13 protein-coding genes are annotated in these 15,993 nt (G+C 69.6%); 8 read left to right on the top strand and 5 right to left on the bottom strand.

Annotated features, from left to right (window positions below):
* Positions 1 to 20: 20 nt before the first annotated feature.
* The 3 genes from A6P39_RS29200 (at position 21) to A6P39_RS29190 (ending at position 3,362) form a co-directional block, all read left to right on the top strand.
* Entirely contained in the window at positions 21 to 1,838 is a 1,818-nt protein-coding gene (locus tag A6P39_RS29200) for a DUF262 domain-containing protein (protein ID WP_067040770.1), read from the top strand.
* A complete protein-coding gene (locus A6P39_RS29195; RefSeq protein ID WP_067040773.1) occupies positions 1,835 to 2,881 on the top strand; it encodes a CBS domain-containing protein in 1,047 nt (348 codons plus the stop codon). Before A6P39_RS29200 ends, A6P39_RS29195 begins: the two co-directional genes overlap by 4 nt.
* A gap of 265 nt (positions 2,882 to 3,146) precedes the next feature.
* The gene (locus A6P39_RS29190; protein ID WP_067040776.1) at positions 3,147 to 3,362 is read left to right on the top strand and encodes a hypothetical protein; all 216 of its coding nucleotides are present in this window, start codon (positions 3,147 to 3,149) and stop codon (positions 3,360 to 3,362) included.
* A gap of 46 nt (positions 3,363 to 3,408) precedes the next feature.
* Here A6P39_RS29190 and pglZ read toward each other — a convergent pair whose 3' ends face one another.
* From pglZ to A6P39_RS29165, 5 genes are all read right to left on the bottom strand, one after another.
* Positions 3,409 to 6,312 (bottom strand): BREX-2 system phosphatase PglZ, encoded by a 2,904-nt coding sequence (gene pglZ / locus A6P39_RS29185; protein ID WP_067040779.1) that lies wholly within the window; start codon positions 6,310 to 6,312, stop codon positions 3,409 to 3,411.
* Positions 6,309 to 10,196 (bottom strand): BREX-2 system ATPase PglY, encoded by a 3,888-nt coding sequence (gene pglY / locus A6P39_RS29180; protein WP_067040782.1) that lies wholly within the window; start codon positions 10,194 to 10,196, stop codon positions 6,309 to 6,311. The genes pglZ and pglY overlap by 4 nt, the downstream gene beginning before the upstream one ends.
* A gap of 85 nt (positions 10,197 to 10,281) precedes the next feature.
* Positions 10,282 to 10,479, bottom strand: coding sequence for a hypothetical protein (locus tag A6P39_RS29175; RefSeq protein ID WP_159395970.1), 198 nt, complete (start codon positions 10,477 to 10,479; stop codon positions 10,282 to 10,284).
* Between the two features lie 90 nt (positions 10,480 to 10,569).
* A complete protein-coding gene (locus A6P39_RS29170; protein WP_067040788.1) occupies positions 10,570 to 12,723 on the bottom strand; it encodes a tetratricopeptide repeat protein in 2,154 nt (717 codons plus the stop codon).
* Complete coding sequence (locus A6P39_RS29165) at positions 12,720 to 13,130, bottom strand: hypothetical protein (protein ID WP_067040791.1); 411 nt, start codon at positions 13,128 to 13,130, stop codon at positions 12,720 to 12,722. Before A6P39_RS29165 ends, A6P39_RS29170 begins: the two co-directional genes overlap by 4 nt.
* Positions 13,131 to 13,357: 227 nt before the next feature.
* Here A6P39_RS29165 and A6P39_RS29160 point away from each other — a divergent pair, with 227 nt between their 5' ends.
* From A6P39_RS29160 to A6P39_RS29140, 5 genes are all read left to right on the top strand, one after another.
* On the top strand, positions 13,358 to 13,627 hold the full coding sequence (locus tag A6P39_RS29160) for a hypothetical protein (protein WP_067040794.1): 270 nt from the start codon (positions 13,358 to 13,360) through the stop codon (positions 13,625 to 13,627).
* A complete protein-coding gene (locus tag A6P39_RS29155) occupies positions 13,620 to 14,258 on the top strand; it encodes a DUF6879 family protein (RefSeq protein ID WP_067040797.1) in 639 nt (212 codons plus the stop codon). The genes A6P39_RS29160 and A6P39_RS29155 overlap by 8 nt, the downstream gene beginning before the upstream one ends.
* A gap of 156 nt (positions 14,259 to 14,414) precedes the next feature.
* On the top strand, positions 14,415 to 14,687 hold the full coding sequence (locus A6P39_RS29150; RefSeq protein ID WP_067040800.1) for a type II toxin-antitoxin system Phd/YefM family antitoxin: 273 nt from the start codon (positions 14,415 to 14,417) through the stop codon (positions 14,685 to 14,687).
* A complete protein-coding gene (locus tag A6P39_RS29145; RefSeq protein ID WP_067040802.1) occupies positions 14,684 to 14,941 on the top strand; it encodes a Txe/YoeB family addiction module toxin in 258 nt (85 codons plus the stop codon). The genes A6P39_RS29150 and A6P39_RS29145 overlap by 4 nt, the downstream gene beginning before the upstream one ends.
* 309 nt (positions 14,942 to 15,250) lie before the next feature.
* The gene (locus A6P39_RS29140) at positions 15,251 to 15,982 is read left to right on the top strand and encodes a hypothetical protein (protein ID WP_067040803.1); all 732 of its coding nucleotides are present in this window, start codon (positions 15,251 to 15,253) and stop codon (positions 15,980 to 15,982) included.
* Positions 15,983 to 15,993: the final 11 nt, after the last annotated feature.

Below are 15,993 nucleotides of genomic sequence, written 5' to 3'. Positions count from 1 at the left end.
GGGTGGGGAGTGGGACGAACGTGGCGGCACTCGACAATGTGAAGCTGAGGGACGTACTCGCGGACGTGGCCTCGGGCTCCTTACAGTTGCCCGACTTCCAGCGGAACTGGAAGTGGGACGACGACCGGATCCGCGCGATCATCGCCACGGTGACGCTGGACTATCCGCTCGGCGTGGTGATGACGCTGCAGACCGGCGGCGCCACCCGGTTCCGCTCCCGGACGCTCACCGGGGCACGCCCGGACGGGGATCCGGCCGCGGACCTCCTCCTGCTGGACGGACAGCAGCGCCTCACCTCCCTCTTCCAGGCCCTCTGGCTGGACGCCCCCGTGGAGACCGCGGACGCCCGTGGCAAGCCCATCGAGCGGTGGTACTACGTCGACATCGCGAAGGCCGTCGGCCCGGCCGCGGACCGTGACGAGGCCATCCTGTCCGTTCCGGCGGACAAGGTGCTCCGCACCGACTTCAACCGCACGGTGGTGCTGGATCTGAGCAGCACGGAGAACGAGTGCGCGGCCGGTCTCTTCCCGCTGCATCTCGTCTTCGACGCCCAGCGTGTGAACCAGTGGATGATGTCGTACATCAAGGCGGACGAGGACCGGAACTGGGACCTGTGGGGCCGGTTCGACGAGTCCGTCCTCCAACAGATCCGCGCCTTTCAGGTGCCGATGATCCGCCTGGCCGCCTCCACCTCCATGGACGCCGTCTGCGCGGTGTTCGAGCGGGTCAACACGGGTGGGGTGCCGCTGAACGTCTTCGAACTGCTCACCGCGACCTACGCCGGGGACCGCGAGTACGTGGAACTGACCGGGGACTACTACCAACTCCCCGAGGTGTGGCGGGAGATCAAGCAGGGGCTGGCGGCCAAGTACCCGGTCTTCGGCCGTCTGGACAGCGGCATCGAGAACGGGCTGAGCAGTATCGACTTCCTGCAGGCCATCGCCCTGGTACGGACCTGGGAACGGAAGCAGGCGGGCACCGGGGCGACGGTGTCGTGCAAGCGCCGGGATCTGCTGGACCTCCCGCTGTCCGACTTCGTCCGCCTGGCGCCGAGACTCGCCGACGCCTTCGCTTGGGTGGGCGACTTCCTGGAGCGGCAGTGCATCGTCCGTCCGAACGACCTGCCGTACAAGACGCAACTCGTCCCGCTCGCGGCCGTCCGCGCCATCCTCGACACGGCGATGGACGGCCTGGGAGCGGAGGAGAAGGCCGAGCAGTGGTACTGGTGCGGGGTCCTCGGCGAGATGTACGGCGGCTCCACGGAGACCCGCTTCACCCGTGACGTCGAGCAGCTCGTCCCCTGGATCTCACAGGACGACCGTGCGCCCGACACCGTCACGGACGCGTTCTTCTTCGCCGACCGCCTCGACAGCCTCACCACCCGCAACAGCGCCGCCTACAAGGGCATTTACGCCCTGCTGATCAAGCAGGGCGCGGTGGACTGGCACTACACGGACAGCCCGCTCAGCCCCGGCAGGCTGGATGAGTACGGCGTGGACGTCCGGCAGATCTTCCCCAAGACCTGGTTCCGGCGGGGCAACAGCCAGGGACTGCCGACGAACTCCATCGTGAACAAGACCCCTCTGTCCTACCGCGCGGCGATGGACATGACCGGGGCCCCGGCGTCCTATCTGTCCACGATGGTCGCCGCCTCCGACATGCGTCCCGAGTGGTTCGACGACGTCCTCGCCACTCACCTCATCGATCCGGAAGCGCTCCGCGACAACGACTACGAACGGTTCTACAACGACCGTTCCAAGCAGTTGCAGGACCTCGTGCACGCCGCCATGGGCAAGAGGACCATGCTCCGTGACCTCACGGAGGGCGACGCCCGATGACGACCACACCGGGCGGGCAGGACCTGACCGCGCTCAAGGGCAGGACCGTGCCCGTCCAGGACATCCTCGACCTGTTTCAGGTCAGGGTCCGGGACCACCGGACGGTGCACCGCATCTCGCAGGCGCTCACGGACGCCGGGCTGACGACGCTGCCGGACTTCGCCGTCTGCGGCCTGCGCAGCAATGTCGACGTGGTGCCGCTCGCGTCCGTCCCCGCACAGGCCGCCCCCGCCGACACGGAGGAGGACGAGACGGACGAGGCACTGCCGTCGGCCGCCCTCCCGCAGCGTCTGCTGCTCGGGGACATCCCGTCGGCGCGGCGCGGCCTGGTGTCCGTCGGTCCCGGTACGCCCCTGGCGCAGACCACGTTCCTGATGCGCACGAAGGGCATCGCGCAGGTCCCGGTGACCACCGGCATGGCACAGATCCATGGGGTGGTCACCTGGGGCTCGGTCGCCAAGATGTACGAGGCGGGCAGGCAGCCGACACTGGACAACGCGATGGAGAAGGACTCCCTCCCGGTCGCCGACACCCGCCAGGAGTTCTTCTCCGCCCTGCCGGTCATCCGCGAACACGGCTACCTGCTGGTCCGCGGCGACGACGGCTGCCTCTCGGGCATCGTCACCGCCGCGGACGTCACGGACCGCTTCGAGGGCGCGGCTCGGCCCTTCTTCATCGTCGGGGAGATCGAGTCCCTGCTGCGCCGCTGCCTGGGCGCGGCACTGGACGAGGAGACCATCAAGGCTGTCCAGACGAACAAGAAGCCCGAGCACCGCACCGGCCAGGTCTCCGACCTCATGTTCGGCGACTATCTGAGACTCCTGGACGGCGACCAGACGAAGACCTCGCTGGCCGAAGCCGCCGACGCCAACTGGGAAGCCCTGAAGTGGCCCAACATGCCCAGGGAGCAGTTCATTGGCCGCCTGAAGAGAGTGAAGGACATCCGTAACCGGATCGCCCACTTCGACGAGAAGCCGCTGCCGCAGGAGATGATCGACGAACTGACGACCTTCGCGAAGCTGCTGCGGGCGTTCGTGTCGTAGGAGTACGTGAGGTGCCGTCACCGGGCTGGCGCTTCGACGGAGGAGCGCAGAACTGTGTTGCCGGGGAAGCGAGTTGAAGGATATTCTTTCGCCCCCTGTGTTTCTGGGCTCCCGGAGGCCTCCTTGACCGACTCGCTGCACGCGCTCCTATCAGCAACCAGCTGGTTGCGGGCTCCGTAGGACCCGCAGGGCGCAGCGTTGGAGGCATGACTGACCCCAGTCAGCCATGCCCGTTTCCAACGAGCGAGTATCTCCAGGAGGAACGGTGTCGATCCACTCGACCCAGCAGACCTGTCACCACCCGGCGCGTGACATCACCATCGTCACGCTTGTGTCCGGTGTGGCTTCCCTCGGCACTGCAGTCGTGGCAATGTCGCTTCACGCGAGCCCCTTCGCGACTCTCACGACCAGCGGCGCCGCTTTCATGGCCGTCCTCACGGCGGGCATGAACGTGCTCAAGCACGTCAAGCGCGACTCGTAGGGATCTCAGGGCGGCCCCACTTCGAAACAAGGGGCCGCCCCGGATGTCAGCCGCTTCCGAGGGCGAACTGTTCGCGCAGCAAGCCCTCGTGGAGCCGTAGGGTGCGTCCGTCCGGCAGAGTCTCCAGCACCTGCACGCCGTCGTAGTTGAGGAGCTGCCGCAGGACCGCCGCGAAGCCGTCGCCGCGGTTTGTGGCCATGCCCGCACGCTGGGCGAGCGCCGTGACCGGCAGGGTGCCTCCCGCGTCGAGCAGGGCGGCGAGAGCCTTGTGGACCTGCTCCTGTTGCGGCTTGCGGGCCAGACCGTCGAGCTGCCCTTGATACGTCTCCGAGCCGAGCAGCGCCGTCACGAGCGCCTCGGTCCGCGAGACCACGGTAGGTGTGAGGAGGGCGTCGTCTCCCCCGGCTGTCAGCGCCACATCGAAGAGGGCGTCGGGCAGCGTCCCGGGTTCGGGTTGTTTCTTCCGGGGCTTCGCAGTCCCCTTCTTCGGAGCCGCGCCGACCGTCTGAGCCGCACGCTCGTCCGGGACCGGCCTCCCCGCCTCCTCCGGAGCCCACCAGGCCGGCCGCTGGTCACCCAACTCCCGCCAGTCCTTGGGCGGTTCCGCCCCGAACGGCAGAAAGGCGAGCACCGGAATGGTGAACTCGGCAAGGGAAGCCCCGCCGTGGTAGCCGGCCTTGAGCGCGGTGTAGCGGGAGTCCGCGTCCCAGAGCGCGACGATGGACGCGCCAGGTTCGGGCCACACCACACGCGGCCCGGAAAGGGCGATCTCCCGTTCGCCGAGCGGGCCGCTGCCGGGCAGGCGGTGCCGGGCGGACGCGGGCTCGGTGGCTGCGTCGGCCTTCGTGCCGTGCCGGTCGACGACGTGGCCGTGGTCGCTGGTGACGACGACGGCCATGCCCTGGGCCGCCGCCACCCGGAGCAGCTCGCGCAGACCGGGTACGTCGTCGACCTGCCAGGCTCCGTCGCCCAGCTTCTGTTCCTTGGCAAGGCGGTCGTCGATGGCGTTGAGGACCACGGCGACGTGGGTTCTGCCGTCGGCGAGCGCTTCCGTGAGCGCCGGACCGAAGGTGTCGCCCGCGGTCTCGGTGCGCAGGTCGTCCTTGTGGAAGACGGCGGCCGGGGCCCCGCCCCACAGCTTCAGCAAGGGGAAGAGCCGCTTCTCGTCGGCCTGGGTGCCCTTCATCAAGGTGCCTGCGAAGAGCGATGTTCGGGACACTGCTGTCACGGTGGGCAGGGCGGCAGCCATCGCCCGCCGGAGCGGCTCGCCCTCGGCCAGCGGGTCGAACTCCGCCCAGGAGCGGCGCAGTTCCTCGCCGAGTTCGTTCGCTATGGCCGCGCTCATGCCGTCGAGCACGAGCAGCAGCACCCGCCGTTCCTCCCTGCGCCGGACGACCGGTCCGACCACGCGGTCGAGGAAGGTCTCGACGGTGAGCATGCCGCCGGGCTTGCCGTCCACCGTCCAGTCAGCCAGCAAGCGCGCGAAGGACGCGTCGATCTGCCGTCGACGATCCCTGACGCGCGTGCCGAGGGTGTCGTAGGCGGCCTTGAGGACCGGGTCCGGATCGCCGCCGGCCTCGATGTGCTCCAGGGCGAGGTCGGCCCAGCCGGTCTCGGCGATGTGCCGCTGTATGGCGTCGGCGACGGTGGGGGCGTCGGCGGGCGGGTCGGTGGCCAGCCAGCGGGCGAGTCGCTGTGCCATGCGGGCACGCTCGATGCGGGCGGACTCCTCCGGATCGGTGGCAAGCCGGTGGTCCGCCAGGCGGTGGACGGCCTGGGCCACCGCGGCCGTGTCACCCGCTGCGAGGGCCTGCCCGACGGCAGCGAACCGGGCGTTCAGTCCGCCGCGCAGGACGGGGCTCGCCGCGACGGCTGCCTCCGCGCCGAACTGGCGCGCCAGCACGGCCGCCCGGTCGAGCACAGTGCCCGTGGTGCGGCGCGCCTCGCGGGCCTGGTCGGCGTCGGCGCCGCCACCCCGGTGTCCGGCTGTCAGCAGCGTGGTCACGTACTCCTCGGCGGACCGGCCGAAGACGGTCACCAGGGCGTCGAGTTGTTCAGCGACCGCAGGCGGTTGGTCACCGAAGTAACGTTCAGCACGGCCCCGCGCCTGGTACGTCTCCGGGGCAGGCTCGGCGTGCTGCCACAGCGCCGCGCACACAAGGCCGAAGGCGGTGGCGTCCGCGCCGCGCTCGGCGTCGACGAGGGCGAGCAGGGCACGTCCGGCCAGACCGGCCTGATCCTCCTCGCCGAGGAAGGCGGTCAGCCCTGCGCGCTCGGGTCCGCGCAGCCCCAGCAGCCGCTCGGGGGCGCCGGGCCGGGTCGACCAGTGCAGCAGGGTCTGCGCGTCGAGCCGGTCGTCACCCGGGCGCCGTGTGCCGCCCTCGGTGTCGTAGCGGCCGAGGCGCAGGCGGCGCTGGGCGAGCGCGGTGAGGGCGTACTGCCGGGACAGCCAACCGCCGGGCACGGGCGGCCAGCCGCCGGGCGGAGTGGCGTCGAGCAGGGCTTCGGCCGCCCAGTTGACGTCCTTGAGGCGCGGGTCGATCTGCCGGGCGCCGAACGCCTCCCGCACGACGTCCCAGCTGTCGACCGTGTCGATGCGCAGCTTGTGGACGCGGGCGAGGATCGCCGGGTCGAGTTCGTTCTGCTCGCGGTCCGTGAGGACGACCAGGACGGCGGGGCCGGGGCGTCGGCCCGTGAGGTGGTCGAGGACGAGTTCGTGGACGGCGAGCGGCGAGGGCGCCGCCACGACGCCGGCCGTCCGGCCCTCGCCCCAGACGGGTTCGGCGGGACCTTCCCACTGGGGCGCGGACCGCAGCAGCACGACTCGGCGCCTGCCCCGGCCGTCCCCCGTCAGGGAGGCGGCGAGGGAGGACTGCGAGGACAGGTACTGGGTGACGGTCGCGGTGTTCAGCCGGACGGCGCCGGGGGCGGCAGCGACGGTGTCCGTCATTCCACGACCTTCCAGCTGATCTCGATGGTCGCGTCGGGGTGGCGGGCGGCCAGTTCGGACAGTTCCGCCTGGAGGTCGGCGGCGGCGCGTGACACGGTCGTACGGCGTCCACCGGACGTCCGCGCGGTGCCGCTGCCCGAGGAGGCCGGTGTGGGTGCCTCCTGCGGGGTGTAGGGGATGCGTGGGTCGCTGGTCGGCGTGTTCAGGGACAGGTCGTCGGCCGTGGGCTGGGGCGCGATGGGAGGGGGCGGCGGGGTGGCGGCGGCCTGGCTGCGCTTGACCAGGGCGACGACCTCGCGCTGGGTGCGGGTCAGGGCGTCGCGCAGGTCCGCGGTGCGCTGGTCGTCGCGGGCCACGTTGCGCAGGGAGTCGAGCAGTGCCGCGCCCTCGGGGCCGAGTCCGGCGGCGAGTTCGAGGGTGCTCCAGGGCGCGGAGGCGACTGCCTCCGCGACGCTGCGAGCCTGCTTGATGGAGGTGCCGTACCGGTCGGCGCTGGTCTCGCCCAGGTCGAAGGAGGCGAGGGCCTCCACGGTCCTCTTCGCCCCGGCGGCACCCTTGCCCGCCTCCGCCGTGAGCGCGTCCAGCAGTTGCAGGGAGCGGCGGGCGAGGGCGAGCCGACCCGTGTCGGCGGTCTGGTCGAGGCCGAGGAAGGAGGCATGGGCCTCCAACTGGTGTACCAGGTCGGCCGCGTGGTCCCGGTGGGCGCGGGCGGCCTCGATGATCTGGCGGGCGAACTGGTTGACCATCCGGCCGCGCCGGAGGGCGGGCGCCTTCTGCCCGAAGACCGTCTCGAAGCGTTGCCGTGCCGTGTCCCAGTCGGACTCGGCGGGCAGCGGCTGGCTGCGCAGCGCGTCATGGTCCTTGATCGCGGACAGTTCGGGTGCGGGATCGAGTACGGTACCGCCGCGCACCCACACCCGGTCGTCCATCTCGGCGAAGGCGGCGACGACGAGCCGGGCGAGGAAGTCGGGCAGGCCGCGCGGGTCGGGCTTGTCGGTCCAGTCGGTCAGGGTGATCAGAGACAGGTCCCCGGTGACGCCCTGGGCGCTGGCGAGCTGGCGGAAGTGGTCGGCCCAATAGCGGGACAGCTCGAAGTACGCCTCCTTCTGCTGCCCGAGGCGCAGGGGCCCGGCGATCCGCTGCATGAGCTTGCGGTCCGCGGCGGGGACCTCCACCCGCCCATCGCGCGCTTCTGCGGCGGCCCGGACGTGCGTGAACACCTTTTTCGTGTCGATGGACTTGACTGCGATGCCGGTGGCATCGGGGTCGAGGTCGGGGTGCGCCGGATACTGATGGGCGAGCAGCTTGCCCGCGACATGCCGGATGCCGTCGTGCAGGCTCTGCCCGAAGGACAGGGTGAGGCCGTCCACGTCCGGGAGCGCGACGAGGTGGTCGTCGAAGTCGGGTACGACGTCGGCGGCCTGCTTCTGGGCGAGCCCGTACGCCTGCTTGAAGGCGCCCTTGACCTGCTTGAGCAGGGCCTCGCGCTGGGTTTCGAGGAGCCCCTTGGCGCGGCTGCGGTTGTCGGCGTTGAGGTGGCCGGCGTACTGGGTGTCGAAGCGGTGCTCGTCGGCCAGGGCCTTGTCGATGACGACGAGACGCCGGAAGTCGGCGAAGCGCTGCGCGGACAGGTGGGCGGGCAGCCAGGCGACGATACGGGACCGCTCGCCCTGCTGGCGCTCACGCAGCCGCCGGATCCGGTTGACGTCCTCGACCGGACCCCACTCCCCCTCGTCGAAGGGGAGGTCTATGGCGAGGCGCCAGTGGCCCTCCTCCTGCGGCATCAGGTCGTGGTCGGGCAGCTCGTCCTCGTCGGCGACGTTGCCGAAGACGATCTCGGCGGTGCGGGCGGTGCCGCGCCAGGTGAAGCTCAACTGATCGCTCAACTGACCGTGCTCGACGCCCAGTTCCTCCGACAGCAGGCGGCGGGCGAGCGCGACCCGGTTGCCGGGGTTGTCGTTGACCTGGGCGTTGGCGATGACGGAGTCCACGTCGACGCCGGACAGCTCCAGCCGTACGCCCGGGTTGGCGTCGGTGCCGGTCTCCTTGATCTCGGGGAACCTGGCCGCCCACTCCGCGACCTTGTTCTTGATGATGCCGACCTCGGCGCCCGGGATCGGCGCGAGGACCGACCCGTGGTTGAGCGCGCCGAGCCGCCGGATGGTCAGCTCGGCCAGGGCGGGCACGCTGGGCGCGAGCGCGGACAGCAGGAGCGTGCAGACGAGGCGGTTGTCACCGACGAACATCCGGCAGCGGTTGGCGCGCTGCGGGTCGGAGACGGTCTCGGGCCGGTTGACGTACTGCTCGACGTCGTCCTCGGTGATGTCGTACGAGCTGAGCAGGTACGGCCGCAGCTTGGTCTTGTACAGCTTGTCGGCCGCCTCGAAGACGACCTTCAGGCTGTCGGTGAACGGCTTGTCACCGCCCTCCGCGATCACCGGGTAGAGGTCACCGACGGGGACGAGCTGCCCGAGCCGGATCTCGTTGCGATGGTCGGCGAGGAGCTGGCCCATCAGCTTCAGACCGGTGCGGGAGCGCTGCAGCGCGGACGAGATGTGGACGAGGGTGTCCATGAAGGCCGGCGAGAAGGGGTACGTCAGCCGGAACGACTCGGCGTCCGCGCCGGTCGTGCCCTTCTCCGAGCCGAGGAGGGTGTCCCAGACCTGCGACCCGACCCGCTTGGTCTGCTCGAAGGCCGCGTCGACGAGCCGTTCCGCCTCGGCGTCCTTGGGCTTGAGGAGGCGGGCGTGGGCGATCTGCGGGAGGTTGCGGTCCTCCAGAGTGATCTTGTCGAAGCGACCGGAGGCAAGGTTCAAGGTGTCCTGGATGGAGGACTCGGCAGCACCGGAGACCTCTTCACCGACGAGTTCGCGCAGGTCGCGCTGGCGGGCGATGAACGACACGACGGGAATGGCACGGCGGGCATCCCCACCCTCGACGAAATTCGTGATCTTGCTGGCCTCGCGCGCCACGAACTTCTGGTCGTGGATGAGGGTGGCGAGCCAGAGGATCAGTTCGTCCATGAACAGGATGAGTCCGTCGTAGCCGATCGACTTGGCGTGCTCGGCGATGACGGACAGACCGGCGTCCAGGGAGATGAAGCCGTGCTCGTCCTCGACGGCGTTCTTGGCGAAGCCGGGGAGGAGGTTGGTGCTGGCGTCGTTGACCAGCTTGGCGCGGAGTTCGGCCGGGGTGGAGGGGTTGCGGAGGTTGAGCGGGGTGCCGGCCTCGTGGTTCTCCTCGGCCGCGAGCGCGGTGTCGAGGAGCTGCGGGGTCCAGGCGAAGCCTTCGCCCCACTCGTCCTCTTCCCCGTCGTCCGCGTCGCTGGTTCCCAGACCGCGGATGACGGCCTCGTCGCCCATGTTGGCGCGCATGGCACGGATGTCGGCGAAGAGGGAGTCCGTCCGGTACACCTGCGGGGTCGGGGCCTCCGGGTGCAGCTTCTTGACGTGCGTGACGTACCCGCCGAGCACCCGCTGTTCGAGGGCCTTCGCACCGAGCATGTGGTACGGCACGAGCAGGAACTTCTTGCCGTCCGTGGTCAGCCACTCGTGTTTGGTCAGCACCGGGTCGAACTCGGTACGAGCTCGGGCAGCCGGGTCGCCGCTGAGCAGCGCGTACAGCACGGCCATGAAGTGCGACTTACCGGAACCGAACGAGCCGTGCAGGTAGGCCGCCTTGGAGCGGTGCCCGTCGAGCGAGGACTTGATGAGCTTCAGCGCCTCGTCGAAGTTCTCCAGCAGCCGCTCGGTGACGACGTAGTCCTTGAGCGCGTGCTCGGCGCCCTCGGGTGTCGTCGCCTCGGCGAGGGACAGCACGAAGTCCGAGGTGGAGATGGACTCCTTGATGTCGATGACATCGCGGAGGAGGGGCGGCTGGGCCATTGCGGGTCTCGCTCTCCCTGACAGTGTTCGGTGCTGCTGCTCGTACTCGATGTGGTGCGGGTGTGCCGCCTCGCCCCGAAGCCGGCTACCGGTCCAGGTCGCAGGGGAGGACCCGGAAGTACGGGTGACCGGTGGGCGGTGCGACGTGCCGGTGGTCCTGGCCGGTGGCGGGGAGAAGACCGGTCACGTGCCGCCGGGCGAGAACGGCGTTCACGGCATCGGCCAGGTCAAGGGAGGCGGGCTCGCGGCGCTTGCACTCTTTGTCCCCCTCGTACTGAACCATCACCCGTACGGCCTGCGCATAGCACCCTACATCGGTACTCCAGCCGACCCCGCGCCGTATACCCCCGTGCACCGTCCGCATATCCCCCTCTCATGCGCCAGGCGGCTGCGGCGGGCGCCAGCGACCCGATCGGTATTCGTCCAGCAGCCGACGGCTCGCGACCGTGAAGGGGTGCTCGGGGCCCAGGCCGCGTTCGCGCCGCGCGACGACATCGGTCATCAGCTCGATCCCCGCATCCACGTGACCGAGCGCGGACCGGGTCCGGGAGAAGAGCTGCCGGGCCGCGAGCACGATCGGGTACTCGGGCCCGAAGCGCCGCACATACGCTTCGGCGACCGGCCGGATCTCCTCGTCGGCCTCCTCGAAACGGCCCAGGAGGTACAGCGCCCAGGCGTGGTTGTGTCCGGCGCCCAGCGTCACCGTGTGATCGGGGCCGAGGAGCCGGGCGCATTCCGACGGCAGCGAAAGCAGTGCGCCGCCTTCTTCGGTGACCACCTCGGAGGCGGGCAGCATCTCCAGCAGACTGGCGCGGGCGCGCAGGGTCAGTGGGTGCGCACGGCCCAGTGTCGTGCGCCGACCGGTGACGACGGCCTGCAGAAGGGCGAGCGATTCCTCGCGTCTGCCCAGGTTCGCCAGCACGAGCTGGAGGCCGTAGCCGCTGTCCAGGGTGTCGGGGTCGTCGGCCCCGAACAGTCTCTCCTGGGCGGCACGGACACTGCGGAGCGACGACTCGGCTTCGGCGTACCTGCCCAGTCGGAACAGCGCCCGGCCGGCCCGGGAACGGGTGGCCAGGACCAGACGGTGATCCTCGCCGAGCAGCGGCTGTGCGAGGTCCGCCGCGGTACGGGAGGTGTCCCAGGCCGAGAGGTAGTCCCCGGTGCGGTGCAGGGCGACCGACAGCCGGGTCGCGACGGCCAGGGCAGCGGCCAGCGTCGACGGTTCGCCGATGCGTCGCAGCAGGGCGAGCGCATGAGGGACCAGCAGCCGCAGCCGCGGATCATGGGGGCCCGCGTCGGGTACGGCGGGAATGGCCGCGTCGAGCAGCCGGACGGCCGTCGTGTCGAGAGCGGGTAGCCGTTCCGCGGGTGTCGCCGCCGAGACGCTGTCGAGCAGCACTCCATGGCTCTGTACGCAGCGCACGCCGACGTCGACCAGTTCGGTCAGCGACTGGTCGAGCAGGGCCCTCAGCGCTGTTTCGGTACGGGCGCGGGGGAGGACGCCGCTGATGTCGGCGCGGTTGAGCAGGGACAGCGGCAGTGGCTCCGGAGCGAACCGGGCCAGCAGTCTGAGCAGTGCCGCCGCTTCGGGCAGCCCGCGCGCCTCGAACGTGTCGAGTGTCAGCTGCCAGGTCATGCCGACCAGGTGCCGCGGGTCCGCCTCGGACAACGCGTCAGCACCTTGGTCGATGAGCTGGACCCGTTCGTCTTCGTCGAGATGGTGCCCGTAGGCATCCATCGTCCACGGGTCGAGCACCTGATGGGAGAGGAAGCCGCCGGCCAGGGTGAGGGCGAGGGGCAGCCGCCCGAGGCGGTCCGCGATCTGCGCCGCCTGCTCCGCCGTACCGCTGTCCGGGGCGAGGTCGCACAGGACGAGTGCGGCGTCCTCCCGCGGCAGTACGCCGATGTGCTGCAGTTCGGCCCCTGGCCACCAGCGAGCGGCTGCCCGGCGGGTGGTCACCACGACGGTGCCGCGTGGGCTGGTGCGCAGCCAGCTGCCGTCCCGCAGGATCTCCGGCTCGTCGGCGTTGTCGAGGACCAGCAGCCAGGGCTCGGCGGAGTGGTCGAGATGCTGCCAGACGAGATCGGCTGCAGGACGGAGGCCGTTGCGGGCAGCCAGCAGTTCGCCGTCGCCCGCCCCCCGGTCCGCGGCGACAGCCAGCATGCCGGCGCGCAGGCTCGCACGATCGGAGGCGTTGACCCACAGGCCCGCCCGGCCGTATTCGCCGGTGGCCACCTGGAAGAAGGCACAGGCGACCGCTGTCTTGCCGGAGCCGCCCATGCCGTAGAGCACGTAGACCTCGCCGCCGCGCCCTGCATCGACGCTTGCCCGCAGGCGTTCCATCACCTCGGTGCGGTCGCGCAGTACGACCGGAGGCCGCCCGACCGCCGGGCGGCGGACCGAGTCCGGGCCGAGCGGCCCGGACGTGTCGCCGCCGTAATGGTGGTGTTCGTTGATGTGCTGGTCGCCCGACGCCTGATAGACACGCCCCCGGTCCTCGGCGTGACCGTCCATCCCGCCCCTCATCGCTCGGTGATGTGCTGGTCTCGTCCCGCCTGGTAGACCCGGGCATGACCGGATGCTGTGGCGCGCTGCGTGACCGGCCGGGCAGCCGTGCCGTCGGGATCGAGTTCGGCCAGCAGCGCGCGCAGCTCCGCCGCGGCGGCAGGTCGGGCGCCGATCAGGCGTCGCACCAGCCCCTGCCACTGAAGACGCAGCTCGTTCAACGTCTCCTGGTCATTCGCCGCCATGGCGGCCAGAACGTCCTCACGGCCGGCCTCCAACTCGGCTGCCACGATCTCTGCACGCTCGGGTTGCATACGGCGCCAGAGCTGTGTGAGCCCCTCGCGAGTGCGGTGCCAGGCATCGGTCGCCATCAGCGTGACCAAGGTGGCTCCTGCGCTTTGTGCGAGCGAGGTCACCTCCGGATCCACAGCGCCCCTCCATTCACTCGTTTTCCGACAGCATGGCGGAAAAATGGCGCCTCTCAGGCGCTGGCGCGATTCCCTCTCCCGGTCAATATCGTTCCACTCTTGAGCGAGATGAGACAAGGAGGCATCCCCCGGCAGCATTTTGACCGCGGGCCGGCCTTAACACATGGTCAGGCGAGCAGGGCGAGCGCTACAGTGGCGCCACCCAACGGATCGAGGGGGCGACGGCAGTGAGCAGGCCATGGGAAGCGGATCCGGCCACGACTTTCAAACGGCGTCTGGGAAAATCACCCCAAGAGCTGGGGAACACGACCGGTACCCCCGACTGCCCCGACATCTGGGAACTCGCCAACGGAGACATCGCCGTCATCGGCCGGGACCTCACCCAGTCGCTCGGCAAGAACCTGCCCGACGGAGTCTCGATCGGGGCCGACGAACGACTCGTGGTCATCCCGAGGAACATGCTCGTCGCGGCGAAACCGGATATCCCCAGTGTTTGATTCTTTCCCCAGCGGTGTTTCCGAGCGTATGGATCGCCCCACGTACCACGCGGACTTCGGCCGGGTCTACAAAACCGGTATCGGTTTCCTGAACAAGCTCGAACGCGGGCAGCATTTCAAGGAGCGGGGCTTCGCCAGCTGGGAGGCTTTCGCCGCCGGTGACTGGACGAGGGCACTGTCCCTAGCCGACGAGAGGCGCGACGACTACGCGCGGGAACTCCAGAAGGCGGCGCAACTGGGCATCCGGCATCGCCGCCTTCGCGTCGTGGAGTTCCCGATCACACCGTACGTGCAGTGGGAGTTTTTCGTGCTGCGGGTGCGCGTGGACCTGGGCGACGACATCAAAGTGCTCGATGCTCGCAAGATCTCGGACATCGAGAAGGACCGTCCGGTACCGGAGGTGGTGATTCTCGGGGACGTGGCGATGTATGAGGTGGTGTACGACGACGACGGGAACGCGGCCGGCGCCAACCGCTTCACCGAGCGAGCGCTGATCCGGGAAACGTCGCTCGGATTCGACACGCTCTACGAGCGGGGTGAGGGTTTCTACGACTTCTTCGAGCGGGAGATCGTTCCGCTTGCCCCGCCCCATGGGTCCGGCACTCGGACGGGTTCTCCCGGTTCGTGGTGATCGGCAGGACGGGAGAGCCTGAAGCGAGGTAGGGGGCTCGGTCCGCGCCTCACGCTCGAACCGTCCGGAGGCGAGGTTCGCGGTATCCACTCGTACCAGAATCACGTACCAGTGCGGTACCGCTTTCCAGTACCACCAGGAAAGAGGTGCCGCCAGATGACCATAAGCGCCAGCGAGGCCCGCAAGGACCTCTTCCCGCTCATCAAGCGCGTCAACGACGACCACACTCCCGTGCGTATCAGCTCCAAGAGCGGCGACGCGGTACTGATGTCCGCCGAGGACTACGACTCCTGGCAGGAGACCGTCTACCTGCTGCGCTCTCCCGCCAACGCGCGCAGCCTCATGGAAGCCGTCGCACGGGACAGGGCCGGCGAGGCCGTGGTCACCAGGACCATGGCAGAGCTGGAAGAGCTGGCGGGTGACGGGTGAGGAGCGTCCACTTCGACCCGGCCGCATGGGAGGACTTCCTGTTCCGGCTCGGCTCGGACCGCGGCATGGCCCGCAGGATCACACGGCTGATCGCTGAGGTCCAGCGCACCCCCTTCACCGGCATCGGCAAGCCGGAACCCCTGAAGAGCGACCTGTCCGGCTACTGGTCACGCCGGATCGACGACGAGCACCGGCTCGTGTACCGGGTGAACGAGAAGGAAGTCAAGATCCTCAAGGCCCGCTACCACTACTGAGGCCACCGCTCGCCCTTTCACCGAACACCCTGCCGTGTCATCGGCCAGGCGGGTTGCGGCGCACGCCGTCACGCCGTCGACCCGACGGGTGTTTCTCCGGCAGCCGAGGCTCGCGCCGTGAAGGGATACCAGGGACGCAGGTCGAGCGAGACGTCGAAGCCTGCGCTTGCCGCATCGCGGAGACCATCGGCGCCCGCCGGCCTCCCCTTCGAGATGGCCCGGCCCTTCCGGGGCAAGGCTGACGCAAGGTCTGTTCGGCTGATTGAGTGACAGCTTCAGTTGGCAGGTGACGACCTGGGGGGCCAAGGCATGGCAACAGATACCCACGACGCACCGGATCCGGAAGCAGCCGTACGTGGGCAGCGAGTCCTCGACCTCCTGGACAAGGCGATCGACCTCCAGACCCCGCTGGTGCGCAAGAACATCGCCCGTGCCCGCCAGCGGAACGCAGAGGCAACACCGGCACAGGTGATCCGCAGCCTGGAGCGGATGTACGTCAGCGCCTTGACCGGAACGGGTGCCGCGGTGGGAGGAACCGCAGCAGCGCCCGGCGTCGGCACGGGCCTCGCCCTTGCACTGTCGGCAGGCGAGACTCTCTCGTCTCTTGAGCTGAGCGCCCTCTTCGCGCTGTCGATCGCCGAAGTCCACGGAGTCCCCATCGAGGAGGTCGAGCGCCGCCGAACGATCGTGATGGGAATCATGCTCGGCGGCAGCGGCTCCACCACGATTACCAAGGTCGCCGAGCGCACGGGCCAACACTGGGGACGCCAGGTGGTCGCCAAGGTACCGGTCGAGACGTTGCGCCAGATCAACAAGATCCTGGGGAAGAACTTCGTCACGAAGTACGGGACCAAGCAGGGAATCATCGTTCTCGGCCGAGTGGCACCGTTCGGTATCGGCGCTGTGATCGGTTGTGGCGCCAACGCCGCCGTCGCCACTCTGGCGGTGAGGGCCGCTCGTCGCGCGTTTGGCCCGGCCCCGACGTCGTGGCCAGGGCTGATGTGCGGTACACCGCCGACGCCCGAGGGCTCGCAGGGCTGACCCTTGGTGCG

The organism is Streptomyces sp. FXJ1.172 (assembly GCF_001636945.3).
Taxonomy (GTDB): domain Bacteria; phylum Actinomycetota; class Actinomycetes; order Streptomycetales; family Streptomycetaceae; genus Streptomyces.
The sequence above is the reverse complement of the archived record's forward strand: the minus strand, read 5'-3'. Positions and strand labels throughout refer to the sequence as shown.